Source organism: Deinococcus puniceus (genome assembly GCF_001644565.1).
GTDB lineage: Bacteria > Deinococcota > Deinococci > Deinococcales > Deinococcaceae > Deinococcus > Deinococcus puniceus.
The window spans coordinates 1,536,683-1,557,930 of sequence record NZ_CP011387.1 but is presented as its reverse complement, the minus strand read 5'-3'; the positions used below and the strand labels follow the sequence as shown (position 1 = coordinate 1,557,930).

20 protein-coding genes are annotated in these 21,248 nt (G+C 61.8%); 12 read left to right on the top strand and 8 right to left on the bottom strand.

The window, feature by feature from the left end; translation table 11 throughout:
* The first annotated feature begins 140 nt into the window (after positions 1-140).
* The 3 genes from SU48_RS07080 to SU48_RS07070 all read left to right on the top strand — a co-directional run bounded on the left by SU48_RS07080 (position 141) and on the right by SU48_RS07070 (position 2,462).
* Positions 141-1,028: a PhzF family phenazine biosynthesis isomerase gene (locus SU48_RS07080; protein ID WP_064014637.1), complete on the top strand. Its 888-nt coding sequence runs from the start codon at positions 141-143 to the stop codon at positions 1,026-1,028.
* 208 nt (positions 1,029-1,236) lie between these two features.
* On the top strand, positions 1,237-2,031 hold the full coding sequence (locus SU48_RS07075) for a Cof-type HAD-IIB family hydrolase (protein ID WP_064014636.1): 795 nt from the start codon (positions 1,237-1,239) through the stop codon (positions 2,029-2,031).
* 65 nt (positions 2,032-2,096) lie between these two features.
* The gene (locus SU48_RS07070; RefSeq protein WP_231881553.1) at positions 2,097-2,462 is read left to right on the top strand and encodes a DUF1622 domain-containing protein; all 366 of its coding nucleotides are present in this window, start codon (positions 2,097-2,099) and stop codon (positions 2,460-2,462) included.
* A 102-nt stretch (positions 2,463-2,564) separates the two neighbouring features.
* Here the strand turns inward: SU48_RS07070 and recQ are convergent, their stop codons facing one another.
* Positions 2,565-4,748, bottom strand: a complete 2,184-nt coding sequence (gene recQ / locus SU48_RS07065) for a DNA helicase RecQ (RefSeq protein ID WP_064014635.1) — start codon at positions 4,746-4,748, stop codon at positions 2,565-2,567.
* Positions 4,749-4,996: 248 nt separating this feature from the next.
* The gene (locus SU48_RS07060) at positions 4,997-5,386 is read right to left on the bottom strand and encodes a S1 RNA-binding domain-containing protein (protein ID WP_064014634.1); all 390 of its coding nucleotides are present in this window, start codon (positions 5,384-5,386) and stop codon (positions 4,997-4,999) included.
* 233 nt (positions 5,387-5,619) lie between these two features.
* On the opposite strand from SU48_RS07060, the gene SU48_RS07055 reads away from it, so the two are divergent.
* From SU48_RS07055 to infB, 5 genes are all read left to right on the top strand, one after another.
* A complete protein-coding gene (locus tag SU48_RS07055) occupies positions 5,620-6,237 on the top strand; it encodes a septum site-determining protein MinC (RefSeq protein ID WP_064014633.1) in 618 nt (205 codons plus the stop codon).
* Between the two features lie 163 nt (positions 6,238-6,400).
* Positions 6,401-6,952 carry a ribosome maturation factor RimP gene (gene rimP, locus SU48_RS07050; RefSeq protein ID WP_082869704.1) on the top strand — a complete coding sequence of 184 codons (552 nt, stop codon included), beginning with the start codon at positions 6,401-6,403 and terminating at the stop codon, positions 6,950-6,952.
* Between the two features lie 36 nt (positions 6,953-6,988).
* A complete protein-coding gene (gene nusA / locus SU48_RS07045; RefSeq protein ID WP_064014632.1) occupies positions 6,989-8,173 on the top strand; it encodes a transcription termination factor NusA in 1,185 nt (394 codons plus the stop codon).
* A 3-nt stretch (positions 8,174-8,176) separates the two neighbouring features.
* Positions 8,177-8,455 carry a YlxR family protein gene (locus tag SU48_RS07040; RefSeq protein ID WP_064014631.1) on the top strand — a complete coding sequence of 93 codons (279 nt, stop codon included), beginning with the start codon at positions 8,177-8,179 and terminating at the stop codon, positions 8,453-8,455.
* A gap of 38 nt (positions 8,456-8,493) precedes the next feature.
* Complete coding sequence (gene infB, locus SU48_RS07035; RefSeq protein WP_064014630.1) at positions 8,494-10,332, top strand: translation initiation factor IF-2; 1,839 nt, start codon at positions 8,494-8,496, stop codon at positions 10,330-10,332.
* 159 nt (positions 10,333-10,491) lie between these two features.
* Here infB and SU48_RS07030 read toward each other — a convergent pair whose 3' ends face one another.
* Positions 10,492-11,145 (bottom strand): hypothetical protein, encoded by a 654-nt coding sequence (locus SU48_RS07030; RefSeq protein ID WP_064014629.1) that lies wholly within the window; start codon positions 11,143-11,145, stop codon positions 10,492-10,494.
* Between the two features lie 183 nt (positions 11,146-11,328).
* Here SU48_RS07030 and SU48_RS07025 point away from each other — a divergent pair, with 183 nt between their 5' ends.
* Positions 11,329-11,670, top strand: coding sequence for a hypothetical protein (locus tag SU48_RS07025; protein ID WP_082869703.1), 342 nt, complete (start codon positions 11,329-11,331; stop codon positions 11,668-11,670).
* Between the two features lie 64 nt (positions 11,671-11,734).
* The gene (secD, locus tag SU48_RS07020) at positions 11,735-14,020 is read left to right on the top strand and encodes a protein translocase subunit SecD (protein ID WP_064014628.1); all 2,286 of its coding nucleotides are present in this window, start codon (positions 11,735-11,737) and stop codon (positions 14,018-14,020) included.
* Positions 14,021-14,082: 62 nt separating this feature from the next.
* On the opposite strand, the gene SU48_RS07015 is transcribed toward secD, so the two are convergent.
* From SU48_RS07015 to argJ, 4 genes are all read right to left on the bottom strand, one after another.
* Positions 14,083-14,415, bottom strand: coding sequence for a hypothetical protein (locus SU48_RS07015; protein ID WP_064014627.1), 333 nt, complete (start codon positions 14,413-14,415; stop codon positions 14,083-14,085).
* A gap of 81 nt (positions 14,416-14,496) precedes the next feature.
* Positions 14,497-15,255 (bottom strand): TspO/MBR family protein, encoded by a 759-nt coding sequence (locus tag SU48_RS07010; protein ID WP_064014626.1) that lies wholly within the window; start codon positions 15,253-15,255, stop codon positions 14,497-14,499.
* 68 nt (positions 15,256-15,323) lie between these two features.
* Positions 15,324-16,106: a hypothetical protein gene (locus SU48_RS07005; RefSeq protein ID WP_064014625.1), complete on the bottom strand. Its 783-nt coding sequence runs from the start codon at positions 16,104-16,106 to the stop codon at positions 15,324-15,326.
* Between the two features lie 72 nt (positions 16,107-16,178).
* The gene (argJ, locus tag SU48_RS07000; protein ID WP_064014624.1) at positions 16,179-17,327 is read right to left on the bottom strand and encodes a bifunctional glutamate N-acetyltransferase/amino-acid acetyltransferase ArgJ; all 1,149 of its coding nucleotides are present in this window, start codon (positions 17,325-17,327) and stop codon (positions 16,179-16,181) included.
* Positions 17,328-17,683: 356 nt separating this feature from the next.
* Between argJ and SU48_RS06995 the strand changes: the two genes are divergently transcribed.
* Positions 17,684-19,276 carry a GMC family oxidoreductase gene (locus SU48_RS06995; RefSeq protein WP_064014623.1) on the top strand — a complete coding sequence of 531 codons (1,593 nt, stop codon included), beginning with the start codon at positions 17,684-17,686 and terminating at the stop codon, positions 19,274-19,276.
* Between the two features lie 95 nt (positions 19,277-19,371).
* Positions 19,372-19,884 (top strand): hypothetical protein, encoded by a 513-nt coding sequence (locus tag SU48_RS06990; RefSeq protein ID WP_064014622.1) that lies wholly within the window; start codon positions 19,372-19,374, stop codon positions 19,882-19,884.
* Between the two features lie 61 nt (positions 19,885-19,945).
* Here SU48_RS06990 and SU48_RS06985 read toward each other — a convergent pair whose 3' ends face one another.
* Positions 19,946-21,187, bottom strand: a complete 1,242-nt coding sequence (locus SU48_RS06985; RefSeq protein ID WP_157451106.1) for a hypothetical protein — start codon at positions 21,185-21,187, stop codon at positions 19,946-19,948.
* Positions 21,188-21,248: the final 61 nt, after the last annotated feature.

The window sequence follows — 21,248 nt, the reverse complement described above, 5'->3', positions numbered from 1 at the left end:
TATATAGTATGGTTTGTTGTTAGTTATTCCATAGTAAACTGACTTGGAATTATCTCCCCTGTCCCAACAGATCTCCTCGCCCACGCTGTCGCTGCTTCCCTGAACGCACGGCTGGCTCACCGATACGCTAGATTCCGGACATGATCGCGTACAGCGAAGTCAGTGCCTTCACGGATACGCCGGGATTTGGCAACCGGGCGGGCGTAGTGTTGGACGCATCCGGCCTGTCGGAGCGGGAGATGCAGGCCTTGGCCGCCTTCTTGGACGCACCCGAAACCGTGTTCGTGACCCGTCTCAGCAGCGGCGCAGTGCGGGTTCGGTACTTCACGCCCTCGCAGGAAGTGGATTTTTGCGGGCACGCGACTGTGGCGCTGGGGCTGATGCTGGCGCAGAACGGGCACTGGGCCGGAGAAGACTTGGTGCTGGAAACGTTGGTGGGGAGGATTCCGCTGCAATTGGTGTGTGACGCGGGCGTGCCGTCGCGCGTGTGGATGAAGCAGCGCTTACCGGAAGTGCGGGCCGTACCGCGTAGCCTGCACGCCGATTTGGCCGAAGCCTTGGGCTTAGACGTCCGGATGATCCACAGAGGTTTGCCGCTGGCTGCGAGCAGCACAGGCTTGTGGAGCGTATTCGTGCCGCTGCTGGACAGCGTGATTCTGGACGGTCTGGAACCCAATCTGGCCCAGATTCGGATGCTGTCGGAGGCGCTGGATGTGGTGAGCGTGTACGCCTACACGCCGGTGGGAGTGAACCGCTTTGCGGCGCGGGATTTTGCTCCGGCGGTGGGCATTCCTGAAGACCCGGTGACCGGCAGCGCGGCGGGCGCTTTGATGGCGCTGTTGGCGGCAGAAGGAAAATTGCCGGTACGAAATGAGCGGGCCTGCGGTGTGGTGTTTCAGGGCCACGCGCTGGGCACGCCGGGAGAGGTGGAAGTGGAGGTGGAAGTGCGCGGGCAGACGGTAACGGCGGTGTATGTGGGCGGGTGCGCGGTGCTGGACAGGGAAGGGGTGTGGAAACGGGAAGTGTAGGGTGGTGGCATGGAACAGATCGGAATACTGGCTCTCACTGCTGCTAGTCGTGGTCATTGGCTTTGGGTTATTCCTGTTTAATTAAATCCTGCTCCTCATTCGAGCGACAGGGACACGAGTGCGGGTCTTCGCACCCTCTCTTCAACACGTCCACCCTGCTAGATTCCTGACCCAGTGCCTTCTGCAAACGCCCTAGACTGCACCCTATATGCTCGGTTTGATCTGTGTGGATGTGGACGGAACGCTGGTGGGAACTGGCAACCTGATTCGGGACGACGTGTGGGCGGCGCTGGCTGGGGCGCGGGCGCAGGGTGTCCGGATCGCGCTGTGTAGTGGGCGGCCCGCACTGGGCCATGCTCTGGGGTACGCCCAGCGGATGGACGCCGACGGCTGGCATGTGTTTCAGAACGGGGCGAGCATCGTGAATGCCGGAGACGGCGAAAGTATGAGCGAACCGATTCCCGATGGGCCGCTGAACCACCTGATCGCCCACGCCCGCCAGACGGGGCGGCTCTTGGAGGTCTACACCGACACCGAATGGGCCGTAACGCAGCCCGGAGATTATGCCGAGCGCCACGCGACGTTGCTGGGGGTGCCGTATGCCCCACGTGAGCCTGAAACGTTGGTGGGCACGCGGGTTCGGGCGCAGTGGGTGGTGCCCAGAGCACAGGAAACCGAAGTGGTGAATGAACCCCACGACGGACTTGACCTTCACCCGGCGGGCAGCCCCGCCATGCCCGACGTGATGTTTATTTCGGCCACCCGCGCAGGCGTCAGCAAGGGCAGCGCCATTCGCCGGATTGCGGCGGGCTACGGCCTGACCCTAGACCGCGTGATGATGGTGGGCGACGGAGAAAACGACGTATCGGCCATGCAGGTGGTGGGGCATCCGGTGGCGATGGGCAACGCCGACGCCCCAGCACGCGAAGCGGCCCGCTACCATGTGGGACACGTGGATGACGGCGGATTGGCCGAAGCCGTGCGGCTGGCGCTGACGCTGTAAACAAGTATTTCTAAGGACGCCGCGCCAGCTTGGGCCGCTATAACAGAGGGGTGATAGAAGGCACGGTGAAGGTCTGGACGGCGTTGGTGGCGACAGGAGTCGAGGCCGCCGCCGCGCTGATCATTACGCTAGCTGTCCTGATCGCTACTTGGCGTGCCCTGAAAGCTTTCCTGTCCCGCTCCGCCGTACCTGATCTGACCAAGGAGCGAATCCGCCTTGATTTGGCCCGCTGGTTAGCGGTGGCGCTGGAATTCACGCTGGCCGCCGACATTCTCAGAACGGCCATTGCGCCCACTTGGGATGAAATCGGCAAACTGGCCGCCATCGCCACCCTCAGAACGCTATTGAACTACTTTCTGCAACGCGAGATAGACGGCCATACGGCGCGGCAAAGGGGAACGCCGGGTGGAGGGGGTTCATCTGAAACCTGAAAACCAGTCTAGATTACCGATAATAAGCAGTCTGAGTTATTCCCATATAAAATTTCTGGATCGGATTCTCCCCCATGCCCAATCGAATCCTAGAACCGAGAATCAATCGGCGTTCACGCTCCGAACGACGCCCACAATTCGCTCCCCATACGCTTGAATGCGTTTCTCCCCCATTCCGGGAATGCCGTGTAGATCGGCCACGCGGCGCGGTTGGCGTTGAGCCAATGCTTCTAGAGTGGCATTGGGAAAGATCAGGAAGGCGCTAAGTTCCGATTCGCGGCTAAGGCTGGTGCGCAGTTCGCGCAGAGCGTCGGTGAGTGTGGCGGGCGGAGTAGCTGGGGACGCCGTCGCCTTCGCGGGGGCCTTTGGCGCGGCCTTCAGTACATTCAGCACCGCCAGATTGGAGGACACGCCGCGCACCGCTTCGGCCTGCTGGCGGGTGAGGGCCGGAGATGAGATGCTGCCGAGATCACGAATCACGGCCAGAACGTCGTCTCCGTAAGCATCAAGCTTGCGGCCACCCACACCCGTGACACTGCCCAGCGCGGCCAAACTGCCGGGGCGCATTTGGGCAATGGCGGTCAGGGTGGCGTCGTGGAAGATGACATACGGCGGCACGCTCTGTTCACGCGCTTTGGTCAGTCGCCATGCCCGCAGCGCATCGAACACAGGTTGATCGGCGGCATTCAGGGTGGCCGAGCAGTTGTTGGGGCGTCGTTCGGCGCGGCTGGCCGTGCGCGGCAGCAACACGTCTTCGCGCAGGCTCAGAGTCGTTTCACCTTTCAGCAGCGGGCGAGCTTTGGCCGTCGCGATCAGGCTGCCGTGCCCATTGGCGTCGGTGTTCAGGTAGCCGAGACTGACCAATTGACGCAGCACATTGCGCCACGTTTTTTCGCTGTGATCCGCCCCCACGCCGAAAGTAGGCAAGAGGTTGTGGCCCATGCCACGCACTTTTTCGGTGTCGCGGCCCAGCAGCACGTCGGTCAGGTGCGCCGCGCCGAAGCGGTTGCCAGTGCGAATGGCGGCAGACAGGGCCATCTGCGCCTCACGGGTAGCGTCACGGGTGCGCGGCGGCGTGAGGCAGGTGTCGCAGTTGCCGCAGGCTTCGGCCATATTTTCTCCGAAGTAGTCCAGCAGCATTTGGCGGCGGCAGGTGGCGGTTTCGCAGTAGGTCAGCAGGGCGTCCAACTTGGCGGCTTCCACGCGGCGCACTTCTTCGGGCGCGGCACTTTGGGCCAGCATCCGGCGCACGTTCACCACGTCGGCTAGGCCGTACACCATCCACGCCGTGCTGGGCAAGCTGTCCCGGCCCGCACGCCCGGTTTCCTGATAATAGCCCTCCATGCTTTTGGGCAAATCAAGGTGGGCCACGAAGCGCACGTTGGGTTTGTCTATGCCCATGCCGAAGGCCACCGTTGCCACCACGATCAGGCCTTCTTCGTTCAGAAAGCGGTTCTGGGCATATTCGCGCTCACGGGGAGCGAGGCCCGCATGGTACGGCACGGCGTCTATGCCCTGCGCCACCAGCCACTTGGCGGTTTCCTCTACCGACTTGCGGCTCATGCAGTACACGATGCCCGCGTCTCCGGCGTGTTCGGAACGAATAAAATCCAGCAGTTGCAACTTGGGACTCTCTTTGGCCGCCACCCGGTACTGGATATTGGGCCGATCAAAGGAACTGACGAAGGCGGGTGCACCCGTCAGGCCCAACACCTGCACGATGTCGGCGCGGGTGCGGTCATCGGCAGTGGCGGTCAGGGCAAGCCGCGGAATGGTGGGAAAACGTCCCGGCAGCACCGATAACTGCTGATACTCAGGCCGGAAATCGTGCCCCCACTGAGACACGCAGTGCGCTTCATCTACCGCGAACAGGGCGATCTGCACGCGCTCCAGCAGTTCAAGGGTACGCGGCAGCAGCAGGCGCTCCGGCGCGGCATACAGCAGATCGAGTTCGCCTGCCATCAGCGCCGATTCCACGTCCCGCACTTCGCTGAGGCTGAGGCTGGAATTGAGGAACGCGGCCCGCACGCCCAATTGCCGCAGCGTATCCACCTGATCTTTCATCAGCGCGATCAGGGGCGACACGATGATGCCCACGCCGGGGCGCAGGAGGGCGGGCAGTTGGTAACACAAGCTTTTGCCCCCGCCTGTGGGCATCAGCACCAGCGCGTTGCCGCCGTCCAGCACAGTCTGCACAATGCCGCCCTGCACGCCCCGAAAGGCGTCATAGCCCCAGACGGATTTCAGAATTTTCAGGGCATCAAGGTGAGAAGGAGCGGCAATCATCGGGCCTAGCATAGCGCGTTCTGCCTACAGCGTAATGAAAGAGGCGGCTAGGGTGTGAGGCAGGGGCGTCTGAAGGGCAAAGTACTGATTTCAAGGTCTGCCCAAAATGTAGGCGACACAGGACAGCAGGGCTCAAAAACGCCTCCGCCCCAGTACTTTAGACCCTTAGATGCCGCCATACACCAAAAGAAAGAAGAGCAGCACTGGGCCGCCCTTCCATCTGGTCTGAGAATTTTTGCGCTCCGAATTTACTTCTTGCGCTTGGTGGAGGTGGAGGCAGGCTTCTTGCCGCCGCCAGCGGTGGTGCGCTCTTTTGCATCACGCATAAACGAACGCAGCTTGGCTTCGAACTGAGGACTCTGACGGCCAATGGCGCGGGGCCGGGGCACTTCTTCAGGTTCTTCCAGCAGTTCTTTGATAGACAAATCGAGGCGGCCCCGATCATCGCGGCCCAGAACTTTAACTTCTACGTTTTCGCCCTCGCGGACGTGATCGTGGATGTTCCGGACGAATGAGTGGGCGATCTGCGAGATGTGCACAAGGCCAGTTTCACCGTTCTCGAACTGGATAAACGCACCGAAATCGGTGACGCGTGTGACGCGGCCTTCTGCGACCGCGCCAGAATCAAGCTGCACCAAGGTTGGACTCCTGAAAGGGCATGAGAAGCATCTTACACCAAATGGGTGAAGACCGCATTCCGATTTGGCACATCTGCTAAACAACACTGTCACGCGCGGCGGAGTGGGAGGCAAAAAACACGCCCCAGCGCACGTCGGCGGCCCTCAAGTGTATGTGTGGAGTAGAAAAGAAATGTCTGTTCGGTGCGGGCAGAGTCAGACACTTTGTGCAAACTGACGCTACAGTGAGGATCATGAAGTTGCGTGGCACTTTGGGTGGACTGAACCTCTTGTTGGAACCGGGCGACACCGGGCCAGACGTGGCCGGGGCACTGGCTGTCCGGGCAGAGTTGCTGACGACCAGTGTGACCATCGAAGTGGATGGAGACGCCGACCCAGAGGCGCTGGAAGCGGCACTCTCCGCGATCCGGGCAGCAGGCGGAATGCCGGGGCGAGTGCGTGCGCCGCGCGTAACAGTCACTGGCCCGAATGCGGCGACACCCACCGATTTCGGCCCCGCTCAGGCCCGCACCGAAGTCGTGCCGCACAACCTGCGGGCCGGATTCCGGGGCGAATACCGGGGCAGCGTGGTGGTCATGGGCGACGTGAATCCGGGCGTGGAAATTGTGGCGGGCGGCGACGTGATCGTCATGGGAGCCTTGCGGGGCGTGGTACATGCTGGATTCGGCGGCCATGAAGGAGCCATCGTGTGGGGGCGTCCAATTGCCAGCCCACAGATTCGGATCGGGAACGCGGTGGCCCGTGCCCCGGAAGGCAGCAGTCTGAGCAACATGCGCCGCATGGAGGGCCATGAGGGGGCGGAACTGGCCCGCCTGCAAGACGGCGTGATCGTGATAGACGCTCAAAAATAACCAGAGTGCAGCGGCCCACACGCTCTTTGTAACGCCTTTCTCCGCGTTCTGGCCCCCATCCTGTATACTGGCCTTCAGAATTCCTCGATTGAGGGGTGGGTGATTTGCCCACCTTTTTTCGTGGAGGGGGTGGTTTTCAGGCCGCACGATTGGCCGACACAATATGAATAACAACGCAGCCGACAACACCAGTGATCACTTAGCCGAGAATTCAGCCGACAATTCATACGATCAGCCCCTCACGCCCGCAACTGCGGGGCAGAAGGAAACTGGTCACAAGTTACAGGCCATCGCTCAGGCGGCGGTGGAGCATCTGGGCTTAGAAGTGCTGGAAGTGCAGATGCAGAACATGGGCGGGCAACCGATTGTGCTGGTGCGGATTGACCGACTGGACGAGCAGCCTGTGACCATGTCCGATCTGACGAAAGCCAGCCGCGCCGCCGAAGCGGAGTTTGACCGCCTTGACCCGATTGCCAGCGAATACCGCCTAGAGTTCGAGTCGCCGGGAGCCAAACGGCCCCTGATTACGGCCCGGCACTTCGAGCGCATGGTAGGCCTGAAGGCCCGTGTGCGCGGCGAAGGGCAGGCGTTTACCGCGCCGATCAAGAGCATAGACGGCGATCAGGTGACCTTCGAGGTGACCGGAGGCGACGTGACCCTCAAAGTCGGAACGTTTCAGGGAAACCTCGCTGAATTCCCGGATCGTCACCGATGAGCCGCCCTCTCTTCAAGTTCTATAAGGAAGCGTGATATGACCCAACCGGAATTTAACTTTGCGGACGCGCTGCGTGAAGTGGCGCAGGCCCGCAACATCAACGAAATGCAGCTGATCGAAGCCTTCGAGCAGTCTCTGGCGCAGGCCTACACCCGCAACGTGGAACCCGACAAGCGCATCGAAGTTCACCTCGATCCCGGCAGCGGCGAGCTGGAAGTGCTGGTTGTGCGGGAAGTCGTGGAGAAGGCCGAAGACGAGCATATGCAGATCAGCCTTGCCGACGCGCTGGAACTCGATCCGGGCGTGGAAATCGGTATGGAAATGGAATTCCCTGTAGACCGCGAGAAGTTTTCGCGCATTGCTTTGCAGGCCGCCAAGCAGACGCTGACGCAGAAAATGCGTGAAACCGAGCGCAACGTGGTCTTCAACGAGTACAAAGACCGCGAAGGGCAGGTGTTGACCGCGCAGGTGGTTCGCAGCGACAACAAGGGCAACTGGTTCGTGGAACTGGGCGCTGGAGAGGCGATTTTGCCCCCCCGCGAGCAGATTCCCGGCGAGAAGCTGACCCCCGGCACCCGCGTCAAGATCTACCTGAAGGAAGTTCGCAAGACGCCCAAAGGCCCCACGATTTTGGCGAGCCGCGCCGACGAGCGCCTGCTGGACTACCTGCTGAAGCAGGAAATTCCGGAAGTCGCCAACGGCATCGTGGAAGTGAAGGCCATCAGCCGTGAGGCGGGGCAGCGTTCCAAGGTGGCCGTGTTCAGCCACAACGCCAACGTCGATCCCATCGGCGCGTGCATCGGTCACCGGGGCAACCGCATTCAGGCCGTCACGGGTGAACTGGGGCGCGAGCGCGTAGACGTGATCTTGTGGGACGCCAACACCCGCGACTTCATCCGCAACGCGCTGTCTCCGGCCAAGGTGGGCCTGATCGAAGTGCATCAGGATCGCCGCGAATCCACCGTGACCGTGACCCCTGACCAACTGTCCTTGGCGATTGGCAAGGGCGGTCAGAACGTGCGTCTGGCGGCCAAACTGACCGGATTCAAGATCGACTTGCGCGAAACGGCGGCCATCAGCGATCTGGACGCCGCCATGCAGCAGGCCCTGCAAGACGAGCAGGACGGCGTCAGCAGTGGCAACGCACAGTCGGCCTTCGACGCGCTGTTTAAGGACAGCAAGTCGGTGGCGACGGCCAGCCCGGAAGACATCGGAGAATAAGCCTTGCCAGACGCCCGGCCCACCACCGACACCCTGCCTCGGCACACGCCTGAGCGCAGCTGTGTCGCGTGCCGCCGCAAACGCCCACAAGTAGAATTTGTGCGCGTGACCAAGCAGGAAGGCGTCTGGGCAGTGCAACTTGGCAAACGCAGTGGGCGCGGCGCGTATGTGTGCAGCGACTCGCCCGCGTGCTGGCAAGACAAAAAACTGCGGCGGGCCTTCGGCGCTCAGGCGGTGCAAGTGGCCGCGCAGTTGCTAGAGCGCCAAGCACCAGCCTCTTGATTCCATCTCATTTAGCACCAACCTCACCGGAGGTGAGCATGTCGAAAGTTCGAATTTATACCCTCGCCAAAGACCTTGGCGTAGAAAATCAACGGATGCTGGAAATTCTCGACGGACTAGGCGTTTCTTATAAGAGCGTCAGCAGCACCATCGAAGAAGAAACCGTAGACCTGATCAAGCAGATTTTGGCTGAAGAAGGCACGGAAGGGACAGAAACCGCGCCGGAAGCAGTGGCGGCGGAAGCGGAAGCGGCCCCAGCCGTAGCAGCGACAGCACCAGTCGTTTCGGCCCCGGAAGCCCCCGCCACAGCAGGCAGCGACGACGTTGCGCCTGTGGCCGTCGCTGCCGAAGCCGCTGCTCCCGCAACTGCCGAAATCCCCCACCGCGCTCCCGTCGTCACCATCATGGGACACGTCGATCACGGCAAAACCAGCCTGCTGGACTACATCCGCAAGACCAAAGTGGCGGCCAAGGAAGCAGGCGGCATCACGCAGCATGTGGGCGCATTCGAAGCGCAGACCAGCAAGGGCCGCATCGTATTTATCGATACGCCCGGCCACGAAGCGTTTACGACCATCCGCGCACGCGGGGCCAACGTGGCCGACATCGCGATTATCGTGATCGCCGCCGACGACAGCCTGATGCCTCAGACCCGCGAGGCGATTGCCCACGCGCAGGCCGCCAAAGTGCCCATGATCATCGCCATCAACAAAGTAGATTTGCCTCAGGCCGATCCTGACCGCGTGAAAACGGACTTGACCCAGTTGAACCTCGTCCCGGAAGAGTACGGCGGCGATTTGGTGGTTGTCCCCGTGAGCGCCAAGACCGGCGAGGGCGTGGAAGAACTGCTGGAATACATCAGCCTGACCGCCGAACTTGAAGACCTGCGGGCCGATCCCAAAGCTGCTTTTGGTGGCGTGGTCATCGAAGGCCGCGTAGACCGTCAGCAGGGTGTCCTGACCACCGTGATGGTGCAGGAAGGCACGCTGCACGTGGGCGACTTCTTGGTGGTGGGCGAGAACTACGGCAAGATCAAGGCCATGAACGACAGCAACGGGGCGCGCATCAAGGAAGCTGGCCCCAGCACCCCGGTGCAGATTCTGGGCTTCAGCGATGTGCCCAACAGCGGTGAAAAGGTGGCGAGCGCCAAGAACGAGCACGCCGCCCGTGAAGTGGTCGCCAGCCGTCAGTCGGATCGCCGCGACATCGAGGACGCCCGCGTACAGCGCCGCAAGACGCTGGAAGAAATGATGGGGCCGCTGAGCGAAGACCGCACCGTGAACCTGATCGTGCGGGCCGATTCGCAGGGCAGCGTGGAAGCCATTCAGGGCATTTTGGCCCGCCGCGAAACCGACAACGTAAAGCTGAACGTGATGCTGGCCGGAATCGGCGCACCCACCGAAGGCGACGTGCTGCTCGCCAGTACCGCCGAAGCCACGATCTTGTGCTTCAGCGTCACCGCCCCGGCGGGGGTCAAGAAAATTGCCGACAACAAGGGCATCGATCTTAAGAGCTACAAGATCATTTACGAGATGATCGACGAAGTAGACCGCCTGATCAAAGGCAACCTTGAACCCGTATTCGAAGAGAAATACTTGGGCCGCGCCGAAGTCCGCATGGTCATTCGTCACCCCAAGAACGGCAACATCGCCGGGTCTTACATCACCGACGGCAGCTTTAAGCGCAATGCCAAAGCCAAAGTCACGCGCGGCAAAGAAACCGTGTACGAAGGAACTATCGTGGGCCTCAAGCGCTTCAAGGACGATGTGCGCGAAGTCAAGAACGGCTTCGAGTGCGGAGTGAACTTGGATTGGGAAGGCGTGATGGAAGGCGACATCATCGAAGCCAGCGAAATGGTGGAAGTCATTCCGGCGTAAGCCAGAGCCAGCAACCACTCCAGCAAAACAGAGAGGCGGTGTCCCAGTGGGGATGGCCGCCTCTCTCTTGTATTGGGTTGGGAATAGTTTTGGTTGATCTGGGGCTGGTCTAAGGGTCTAGGGTCGAAGGGAGGACAAACACCATTTAAGGGCGAGAGGTTACGCGCCGTCAGTGGGCAAGTCTCCACGGGGGCCAGCGGGACGGTCATTGTTGTTGCGGTTGTTGTCGGCGGGGCCACCGTTCCGCCCACCATCGGGGCCGCCACGTCCACCGTTTGGGCCACCATCAGGGCCGCCGCGTGGGCCGCCTGCCATCAGGCCAAAGTTGGCGTCTGCCGTAGCGCGGGCCAAGCGCTGATCGGCCTGAGCCTGCGTCAGTTTGCCTGCTTTGACCTCTGCGGCCAACTGGGTTTTCAGGGCGGCCAGAGCAGCGGCGCGGAGGGTGGCGGTGCTGACGCCTCCTGCTTTGGCAAGGTCAGCGATAGTTTTTCCGGCCTTGAGTTGCTGGCGCAGGGTTTCGGGGGTCAGGCCGAGGGCTTTAGCAACGGCAGTGTCGATAACGGCGCGGGGGCCACCGCCGCGTTGACCGTCACGTGCTTGACCCTGAGGGCCACCGCGCATGCCGGGTTGCTGGGTCTGGTTGTTCTGGTTCTGGGTGGGCCGGGCCTGCTGGGTCTGGTTGCCCTGAGTGCGCTGATTCTGCGCGGCGGGGGCAGCGGGCGTGGTTCCAGCGGCAAAAGCGGCGACGCTGGTCAGGGGCAACAGGGCGGCGAGGACGGTCAGGGGAAAGCGGGCCAGTGTACGGTTCTTCATGGTGATCTCCTTGGTGAAGGCTAGGGGGAAGCTGGTTTCTGTCTTCCTCGGCCACGAGCAGATGATGTGGGCAACCGGTTAAACAAGGGCTAATGACGCGGCGTCAAGTTCAGCAGACGTCCCCGCAGGAAACGGAAGCTTGGTCAGGAGCCGGACAGACTTGTTTTGATATGCTGCGGCGCTTTGAGACGCTCCGGGTTTCCTCAACATTTCTGGTCGCACCTGCTGGCGTGGCCGGGACTGCTGACGGTGCTGTCGGTGTTGGCCGTGCTGCTGGGGTCGCCGCCGCCTTCGCCCGATGCCGGAGCCAGAATGTCGGCGGGCAGTGTCGCGCCTGTGTTGCCGGAACTGCGGCCCGCGCCTCAGCCGTCACCGGGTTCGCCCACGCTGACGCCAGCAGCAGCCGAACCTTTCCGGCTGCCGCGTGCGCCTTACGGTGTCGTGGCCGCGCTCCCCGAGTGGGAAGAACCGCTGCTGAAACTTGACCTGAATGTGTTGGGCAGACGCCAAATAGACGGCGGTTAGGGCGGGTTGCGCCTTTCCGATAACCACTACCCACCCCCCACACCCCACATCAGGAGTTTTCCCTGTGACCTACAGCAACAACCGAAACAACCGCAATAAACGCCCCAATTCACGGAAGGCGGCCCCCACCGGCGCGAACCGCTGGACGGGTCTGCTTCTCCTCTTGGCCCTGCTGGGCAGCCTGCTCTACATCTGGCGGCCTTGGGAACACCGCAACAACCTCTGGACAGTCTGGAACGATCAATATCAGTTCATTACGCTGGGCCTTGACCTGAAGGGCGGCCTGAGAATCGAACTGGCCCCCGAAAGTGGCACGGCCACTCGCGAAGACCTTGACCGCGTAAAAACGGTTATCGAGAACCGAATCAATGCGCTGGGCGTGGCCGAACCCACCGTCACGGTCAGCGGCGGCAAGCGCGTAGTCGTGGAAATTCCCGGAGCCACCCCCGCCGTGCAGCAGCGTGCCCGCGAAATTATTCAGCGCACCGCTCGCCTAGAGTTCCGCATCGTGCAGCAGGGCGCACAGCAGGACGCCGCGCTACTGGCCAGAAATCCACGTTCGGGCGGCTACACACTGGCACAACTGGGGCCAGTGGAGGCCACCGGGGAAGTCATCGCCAACGCAGCTTCGGCCACCGACCCACAGGGGCAGTGGGTGGTGACCTTCCAGAACACCGATAAAGGGGCAGCCACCTTTGGCGAATTTACGGGCAAAAACGTGCAACGGTCTATGGCGGTGGTGCTGGACGACCAAATTCAGAGCGTGGCGACCATTGAGCAACGTCTGTTCCGTGACGTGCAGATCAGCGGCAACTTTACGCCCGAGGAAGCCAGCCAGTTGGCGCTGGTGCTGAAATCGGGTGCCCTGCCCATCAAGATCAAAACCGAAGCCGAACGCGCCATCGGGCCAACGCTGGGAGCCGACGCCATTCGCAGCGGCGCTATTGCCGCCCTGGTGGGCATCGGGCTGGTCTTCGTCATGCTGTTCTTCTATTACGGCCTGTGGTTCGGTCTGGTCGGCGCTTTGGGCCTGCTGTTCTCCAGCATCGTGATTCTGGGTCTGCTGGGCGGACTGGGTTCCACACTCACGCTGCCCGGTATCGCCGGACTGGTACTGACCATCGGCGCGGCAGTCGACGGCAACGTCATTTCCTTCGAGCGCATCAAGGAAGAACTGTACAAAGGCAAAGGCATCAAAAACTCGATTGGCGTGGGCTACGAACACTCCACGCTGACCATTTTGGACGTGAACGCCTCGCATTTGCTGTCGGCTCTGGCCCTTTACAACTATTCCAGCGGCCCCGTCAAAGGCTTTGCCGTGACCCTCATGATCGGCGTGGTGGCGTCTACATTCTCTAACCTGCTGTTTGCCAAATGGGGCATGGAATGGCTCGCCAAGCGCAAACCCAATATGACTGCACCGCAGTGGATCAAACCCACCAACATCAACTTCATTAAAGCCGCGCCGATCATTACGACCATCAGCGTGCTGTTGGCTATAGCGGGCAGCATCGTGCTGGCCAACAAGGGCCTGAATTACGGCGTGGATTTTACCAGCGGTACCACACTCGCCATCAAAACCAGCAGCGCCACCTCCACCGAGCAGGTTCGCAACGCCGTTGCAGGCGCAGGTCTAGGCAAAGTCACGGCCCAAAACGCCAGCATTCAACGCGACATCACCCCCAGCGTCAGCGGCGCGACGTACACCATCAAGGTGCCGCAGCTGACCAGCAGTGAAGTCCAGACGCTCACCGGGGCCATCGTCAAACTGCCGCAGGGCGAAGTGCAGTCCAGCGAAACGGTGGGGCCAGCGGTGGGCAAAGAACTGACCGACAACACCATCCGGGCCGTGCTGCTCGGCCTCGGCCTGATTCTGATCTACGTGGGCTTCCGCTTCGACTTCATCATGGGTCTGGGCAGCATCGTGGCCGTGCTGCACGACGTGGCTATCGTGATGGGCCTGTATTCGCTGCTGGGGCTGGAATTTACGATTGCCAGCGTGGCCGCGCTCCTGACTCTGATCGGCTATTCGCTCAACGATTCCATCATCGTCTCTGACCGAATCCGCGAAAATATCCGCGAAATGCGGGGCAGAAGCTACCGCGACATCGTGAACACGTCAATCAATCAAACTCTTTCACGCACGGTCATGACCTCGGTGGCGACTATGCTGCCCCTCGTCAGCCTGCTGATTTTCGGCGGCCCCGTGCTGCGCGACTTCAGCTTGGTCTTGCTGGTAGGTATCCTTATCGGCACCTATTCCAGCATCTACATCGTGGCCCCGCTGGTGGTCTACTTTGAAGAATGGAACCGCAAACGCAAGATCAAGCCGGACGCTGTAAAGGCGTAAGGCAGGAATAGACAGAGGCGCACCTTGAGAACGGGTGCGCCTCTGCTCTTGGTTGCACCGCCCTACTTCACTTTCACGGCTTTACTCACCGGCTGTTTTTTCACCCACTTCACAAACTTGATGACGCCTTCGTGTTCGCTGAGGGCTTCCAGCGTGCTGTACGGCCCCGACAAGTCAGCGTTGGAAAAAGTGCTGTGGACGTAGCCGTGACAAGCTGAACACAGGCCCACAGTGGGCAAGTCCTGCACTTTCATTCCTTTGCGGCGGCCTTGCAACACGGGCATCAGGTGGTGCTGGGTCAGCGCAGGCGTTTCGCGGTGGCACAGGGCGCACACCAGCGGTTCAGCTTCAGGGAGAGGTTCGGGCCAAGTGGATTCGGAGTTGCGGCGTGCCATAGGTGCAGAGTACGGCACTGGGGCCAAACAAAGCGGCGTACCCGTGAAAGGTACGCCGCTTTTGTTTGCTGTTCTCTTTCTCTAGATCAACGTATTGCGCCCGCGCCGTGCGGAGGCCGCGCCACCCAACACCACCACCAAGGCTGCCGCTATAGCCACCGCAATCACCACCGTGTTCACTTCTGGGCGAGCCAGATATACGCCGTAAAACGCCCACAGCAACACCCCTGCAAAGGCGTAGTCGCGGAAGCGGGCGAGGAAAAACACGCCGATCAGGGCCGCGATGACCAGCAACACCGCCGACCACGCCTGAGCGCCCAGCCCCAGTGCGCCCTGCGTGACGCCCGCGCTGACCAGAAAAGCGGTGACGTTGGCAATCGTCGCCACGCTGATCCAGCCCAGATACAGGCTGGCGGGCAGTTGCAGAGTCAGGGTTTCTGCGCCCTGCGGTTTCATGTCACGCACCGTCAGGTACAGCCAGATCAGGCTCGCCAGCAGCGCCAGCATGATGACCACACTCGGCCCAAAGTTCAGGCTCTGGAAGGCGAACAGCCAAGACACGTTCAGCAGGTTGCCCAGCAGGAACGGCCAGAACAGGCGGTCATGGCGGGGGCCACGCTGGGCGGGCAACGCCTGATACACAGCGAACGCCAGCATCCCCAAAAAGATCGGCCCCCAGATGGCGAAAGTCAGGCCAGCGGGCGTAAAAGCGTTGGGTAACCTGTCGCTGATATCGCCGTTGCTGTTGCCGAACAGCGGGAGGGCGTTACTGAGATAATTCATGACCAAGGTCAGCAGGGTTGCCGCTAGCAGTGTCAGTTGTCGGGGAAGTCCGGTCATGGGGGCATGGTAAGCAAAAATAGTTGATCTGGGCTGTCAGAAAGGGCAAGATTTCAGGCGCAATCGGTTTAGGGAATCTTGATCAACCCAGTCTTGATCAACCTAGTGCGCCGCAAGCCCACGTTGAACGCCGCCGCCGCCAAAGGCACGAACGAGCGGGATTGCCGCCCCAGTAGGCTGAGGGCCAACGCGCCTGCCGCCAATTGACGGGTCAGCCGAATCTGGTCATCGTCCAGTCTGTGCCCGCCATGATCGGCTTTGCTGGAGATGCGTTCGGGGGCAACGAGCGTGGCGGCCAATCCCAGCGCGGCGAGGCTCAGCAGATCGGCGGCGACGCTACGCCCTTGCCCCGGCCTCAGCGCAGGTGAAAGGGCGGGGGCCAGTGCCAACGCTGCCGCTTGGGGTTGAACTTTGCCCGACAGCAGCAACGCCAAGCCGGGCACAAAGGCCGAGAACCTCTCCCCTGTCAGGGCAGCCAAGCCAGCTTGCACACCCAGCGCCGCTTCATCTGCCGGGGTGGGCACTTGCCCAGTGGTGCCCGCCAGCACGCGCAATCCGCTCATCACACTCGCTCCGGCCAGCGGGTTGACCGGGCCGCCGATGAGGGTCACCAGTGCCGCCAGTGGCAACGCGGCGTTGGCGGTGTCGGGATGGTCTGGGTCAAGCTCGCGGGCAGTGGCCCACGCCGTAAATCCGGCCCCACCGATGCCGAGACTGGCAGGCCAACTGCGCCCCGATAGCCTCGCTGCGATCACCCCTACGAGGAGTCCGGCCACAGCAAATCGGTTGGAAGGCACAGAAGGATCGATAGGGCGGGCCAACGCGGATTGAGGCGGAACAGAGATTGACATGGCCCACGCTACTCCCCAGACGATTTAGGGGTGGGGCGCGTGAGCGTTGGCTCAATCACAGCCTCAGCTTGATTAAGTGGTGTATTCCGCGTTGATACTCACATATTCCGCGCTGAGATCGCAGCCCCACGCTTCGCCCACGGCTTCGCCAACACCCAGATTCACGTCGAAGATCACTTCATCGGCTTTCATGCTGGCGCTGACAGCTGCGGCGTCGTAGGGCAGGGGGCGGCCTGCGAAGACAGGTGTGCCCTGCACCGCCACCGTCATTTTCTCGATGTTCACGCCTGCACCGCTGCGGCCCACCGCCATGATCACGCGGCCCCAGTTGGGATCGTTGCCGTGCAGAGCGCTCTTCAGCAGCGGGCTGACGCAACAGGTGCGGGCGGCGGCCAACGCTTCGGCTTCGGTAGCGGCTCCAGCCACACGCACGGTCAGCAGCTTGGTGGCTCCCTCACCATCGGCGGCGATCTGGCGGGCGAGGTCACGCATCACGCCTTCTAGGGCCGTCAAAAATTCGGCGCTGTCTACCGCCCCGGCTTGCCCGTTTGCCAGCACGAGGGCCATATCGTTGGTGCTGGTGTCGCCATCGACGGTCACGGCGTTGAAGGTGCGGTTCACGATGGCCGGAAACGCTGCCCGCAGCGCCGCTTGGTCTACGGCTGCGTCTGTGAAGGCGAAGGCGAACATGGTCGCCATATCGGGGTGAATCATGCCGCTGCCTTTGGCGGTGCCTACGATGGTTGCGCCTGTAGACAGCGTGACCGACGCCGTTTTTGGTACGAGGTCAGTGGTCATGATGGCTGCTGCAAAAGCGTCGGCTTGGGGTGAGAGGTCTTCGGGCAGATGCTCCACGCCGCTCAGCACTTTGTCCATCGGCAGCAGGTGGCCGATGATGCCGGTGCTGGCCGTCAGTACGGCGTCTTGGTCTACGTTCAGCACGCTGCCGAGCGCGTCGGCTATATCGGCGTTGTCGTTTGCTCCACGCTTGCCGGTGGCGGCGTTGGCATTTCCGGCATTCACCACAAGGGCACGCACCGGGCCGCCCGCTGCATACACTTCACGGTTGCGCGTCACACACGCGGCGGCGGTGGTGCTGCGCGTGCCTGCAAACGCCCATACGCAGTCCGTGTCCGACACCACGCAACTCAAGTCTGTTTTGCCACTCGGCTTGATGCCCGCCGCGATGGCCGCCGCTAAAAACCCCTTGGGAAACTGCATGGGAAGGAGTGTAGAGCAAGGGCGCGGGGCGGTTGCGGGGGCTGGTCAGACGGACTCGAAGGGAGGTTTTGATTGGTCGCCATTGGGCGATTCCTTGAATGCTTGGGAGATAACCCCCCATCGCTGACGCAACGCCCCCCTCCCTTCGGGCTGTGCCAGTCAAAGGGAGGATATAACCGCTTTTGCACTCCCCTTCAAGGGGGCTGGCTACACCGCAGACTGGGGGGTTTACCTAGAACCGTCAACTCTGGAGCTTGACCAAATCAAGATAGCCATTTTCCCGCAAGCCCGTTTTCCCACTGACCACCAACAGAACACTGAAAGTCTCGTCTAACGCGCCCTATACTCCTCCCGACATGACAACCCAGACCGGAGCAACTGACTTGCGGGCAGACGTGATTATCGTGGGGGCAGGTTCGGGCGGCTGCGTGCTGGCGCGGCGGTTGCTGGACAAGGGCGCACGGGTGCTGCTGCTGGAAGCGGGCGGCTCCGACACCCAACCCGGCACCGGCCTGCTGATCCGTGCGCCCGCCGCGTTTCCCAAGCTGTTCAAAACGGGCGTGGACTGGGCCTTCGACACCGTAGAGCAGCCCCACGCGGGTGGGCGGCGCTTTTATTGGCCGCGTGGCAAAGTGCTGGGCGGCAGCAGCGCCATCAATGCCACCATCTACATTCGCGGTTCTAAGGCCGATTTTGACGGCTGGGGCGAGGGCTGGCGCTGGGATGACGTGTTGCCCGCGTTTCGGGGAATAGAAAAGTTTACGGGGGAAGGGGGCGAGTTTCGCGGCGACGCTGGAGAGTTGGCGGTGGGCCACCGGGCCGCGTCACATAGCCTGAGTCACGCCTTCGTGCAGGCGGCCAGCGGCGTACTGGGCGTGCCAGCCGTAACAAGCTTCAATCACGGCACGCTGGAAGGCGCGGGCATTCTGGAAAGCAACCACCACCGGGGCGAGCGGCAAAGTGCGTTCCGGGCGTTCCTGCAGCCTGTACTGAACCACCCGAATCTGACCGTACTGACCGGGGCGCGGGTGCTGGAACTGCTCTGGGACGGCAAGCGGGCAGTGGGCGTGCGAATGCGTTGGCGGGGGCGCACGCTGGACGCTCCGGCGGGGGGCGTGGTGCTGGCGGCGGGCGCGGTTCAGACGCCGCAATTGCTGATGCTGTCGGGCGTGGGGCCGGACACAGAACTGGCGCGGCACGGAATAACTGTGCGTGTGAATCTGCCGGGCGTGGGCGGGGGCCTGCAAGATCATCTGGCCGTGCCTGTCATCTTCCGGTCAAAGGTGCAGTCGCTGGACGGAGGCTCGGAAGGGGCAGCCTTCGCGCAGTGGCTCCTCAACCGCACGGGGCCGCTCGCCAGCAATATTGCCGAGGCGAGTGCTTTCGTGCGCTCTGGGCCGGACTTGCCGCACGCCGATTTGCAGTATCACTTTGGCCCGGCCTATTTCCGCGATCACGGGTTTCAACGGGCTGACGGCTGGCATTTTTCGGTTGGCCCGGTGTTGGTGGAGCCGTACAGCAGCGGGCGCATCGGCCTCAGCAGTGCCGATCCGCTGGCCGCGCCGCGCATAGACCCGCAGTATCTCAGCGACGAGCGCGACTTGCGGGCGCTGGTGTCAGGCGTGCGGCAGGCGCGTGACATTGCGGCGGGTGAGGGACTGCGGCAGGTGAACGCGGGCGAAGTCTTGCCGGGCGACGCTTCGACTTCCGATGCGGCATTGGCGGACTATGTGCGGCAGGAATGCGCCACGCTTTATCACCCAGTCGGAACGGCGGCACTGGGCGACGGAGACGACGCGGTGGTAGACCGGACATTGGCGGTGCATGGGACGCAAGGGTTATGGGTAGCCGACGCCTCCGTGATGCCGCGCATCATTCACGCCAATACCAACGCCACATCAATGATGATAGGGGCACGCGCCGCCGAATTCGTGGGCCGCAGCCTGTAGTTCGGCGCGTCAGTTGACCCGTTTTTGATGGGAACCGCACGTTCCTCACCCACGGTTCATGAGGAAGCAGGCCACTTTGAGTAGGGTAGTGGAACATGAAGCAAGCGCTCCTCTCCCTGACCCTGATGATGGGCCTCGCGTTCGCCGCGCCCGTCACCCTTCCCAATCTGCCCGTAACCGTGGAGCCGAACGCCAAACTCGCGGAACTGAACCAGTCGTTCCTGCAAAGTGCGTTCCCCAACCCGGCCACCCGCCCGGCTTATGTGTTCATCACTGAGGACCGCAAAGTGACAGTGGCCTTCGAATGGCGCGAAAGCCGACTGGCCGCCACCGAAATTGAAGGCTTGGTGGCCCAGTTTCCTGCCGTCATCCGCTCTCAGGTCACAGGAATCAAATCGTTGAAAGCCAACCTCATGCAGTTCGGCGGCGGCTCGTGGGCGCAGTTCGTGTTCACGACTCCCGGCAAAGGCGACGATCAGCGCCGTGAACTCCTCGTGACCAGCGCGGGGAACCGGATGCTGGTGGTGACCATTTCCGGCAACGTAAAGGACTACAGCAGAAACGAAGCTGTGGTACGGAACTTGGCGAACAGCATTCGCGTGAACTGAAGGAAGCATCAACCCAGAAGGCCGCTCCCAAGACTCAGGAGCGGCCTTCTGGTTGTGCTTATTACTGGCTGAGCAGGAAGCTTGCGCCTGTTTTGGCGTCCCAGACGTGCAGCGCCTTGCCGAACGCCACGATGAACTTGCTGGTGCCGGGGATGGCGGCGACGATGTTGCTGCCCGAGTCGCGGGCATCCTTGAGCGAGCCCGTAGCAGAAGGCATTTTCCGGTCTCCGGTCTGAGAGTTGACCATCACTGGCTCGAAATATTCAGTTCTAGACGCGCCGCGCAAAGTGGCGATTCCCGCACTGCCGACGGCCAAAGTCCCGAGGTAGCCCACTTCGGCTTCCCCTGCGCCTTTGCTGCGGGCAGGCGTCTGAAGGTTTTTGGCGCTCAGGGTGCGGCGTTCGCCCGTTTGGGTGTTGATGGCAAACAGGGTGTTGCCGCTGGGATTTGGGCCAGTGGCCGCCACAAATTCGCGTCCCAGCAGACTGGAGGCAAATACGAGCGGAGACAGGGTGTTGATGGTGGGGCCTGCGCCGATTTCGCTTTTGCCATCGGGCCAATACTGGCTGACCCAACTGCAATTGCCGCCACTGAGGGGCACTTTAACCAAGCCGATGCCTGTGCCACTCGGACTATTTGCGAGGAAAAAGTAGGCAAACTGTCCATCGGTTTCAAAGGTTTCGCTGGGCTTGAGCGCCGTTTTGTCTCCGCCCCGGCACAGGGCGTTGCTGCCAAAGTTGAAGCGCTGCGCTTCGATGTCACGGATGGCTGTGGGGCCACTAGGGGCGGCGTCGTTGAAGACTTTGCTGGCCCAAACCAAGCTGCGGTTGCCGGTGTTGGGGTCTATCTTGATCAGTTCGCTGCGGGACTGGAGGCCCTTATCAACTAGAGCCAGAATGCTTCCGCCGGGGCCGGGGCGCACCACTTTCACGCGCCCAAGGTCATAGGCCTCGCCCCTTGCGCCCCGGTCACTGACATATGCCACGCCCGCGCCCTTCCATTCTTCGCCGTCGTAGCCACTGACGATGCTGCGGTTGCCCGTCGCCAAATCCACGCGCATGACCACGCCCTGAGTGTCGTCCTGACTGCCGAATTCCACGGGCACGACAACGCTGTTGCTGGCCCCATCAACGTAGCCGCTGCCAATAAATTCGAAGCCGCCCAATTTGAAAGGCAGGCCGGTTCCCGTCTTCCCGATACGGCTGCTGGCATCCGAAAACTTGCAACGGGCGTCGCTGGGCGTTTTGGCGCAGTCGGTGGCGGGAAGGCGCACGGCGGCCTGCGCGGTACCAACAAGAGTCAAGGAAAGAGAGAGTAGTAGCGTGATATTTTTCATAGCCAGCCATACAATAGCAATTGTTGTA

Bases quoted from the DNA above. Each gene is read 5' to 3' on its own strand.
- SU48_RS07080 (WP_064014637.1), top strand. From the start codon at position 141: ATGATCGCGTACAGCGAAGTCAGTGCCTTCACGGATACGCCGGGATTT.
- SU48_RS07075 (WP_064014636.1), top strand. From the start codon at position 1,237: ATGCTCGGTTTGATCTGTGTGGATGTGGACGGAACGCTGGTGGGAACT.
- recQ (WP_064014635.1), bottom strand. From the start codon at position 4,748: ATGATTGCCGCTCCTTCTCACCTTGATGCCCTGAAAATTCTGAAATCC.
- SU48_RS07055 (WP_064014633.1), top strand. From the start codon at position 5,620: ATGAAGTTGCGTGGCACTTTGGGTGGACTGAACCTCTTGTTGGAACCG.
- rimP (WP_082869704.1), top strand. From the start codon at position 6,401: ATGAATAACAACGCAGCCGACAACACCAGTGATCACTTAGCCGAGAAT.
- nusA (WP_064014632.1), top strand. From the start codon at position 6,989: ATGACCCAACCGGAATTTAACTTTGCGGACGCGCTGCGTGAAGTGGCG.
- infB (WP_064014630.1), top strand. From the start codon at position 8,494: ATGTCGAAAGTTCGAATTTATACCCTCGCCAAAGACCTTGGCGTAGAA.
- SU48_RS07030 (WP_064014629.1), bottom strand. From the start codon at position 11,145: ATGAAGAACCGTACACTGGCCCGCTTTCCCCTGACCGTCCTCGCCGCC.
- SU48_RS07015 (WP_064014627.1), bottom strand. From the start codon at position 14,415: ATGGCACGCCGCAACTCCGAATCCACTTGGCCCGAACCTCTCCCTGAA.
- SU48_RS07010 (WP_064014626.1), bottom strand. From the start codon at position 15,255: ATGACCGGACTTCCCCGACAACTGACACTGCTAGCGGCAACCCTGCTG.
- SU48_RS07005 (WP_064014625.1), bottom strand. From the start codon at position 16,106: ATGTCAATCTCTGTTCCGCCTCAATCCGCGTTGGCCCGCCCTATCGAT.
- argJ (WP_064014624.1), bottom strand. From the start codon at position 17,327: ATGCAGTTTCCCAAGGGGTTTTTAGCGGCGGCCATCGCGGCGGGCATC.
- SU48_RS06995 (WP_064014623.1), top strand. From the start codon at position 17,684: ATGACAACCCAGACCGGAGCAACTGACTTGCGGGCAGACGTGATTATC.
- SU48_RS06990 (WP_064014622.1), top strand. From the start codon at position 19,372: ATGAAGCAAGCGCTCCTCTCCCTGACCCTGATGATGGGCCTCGCGTTC.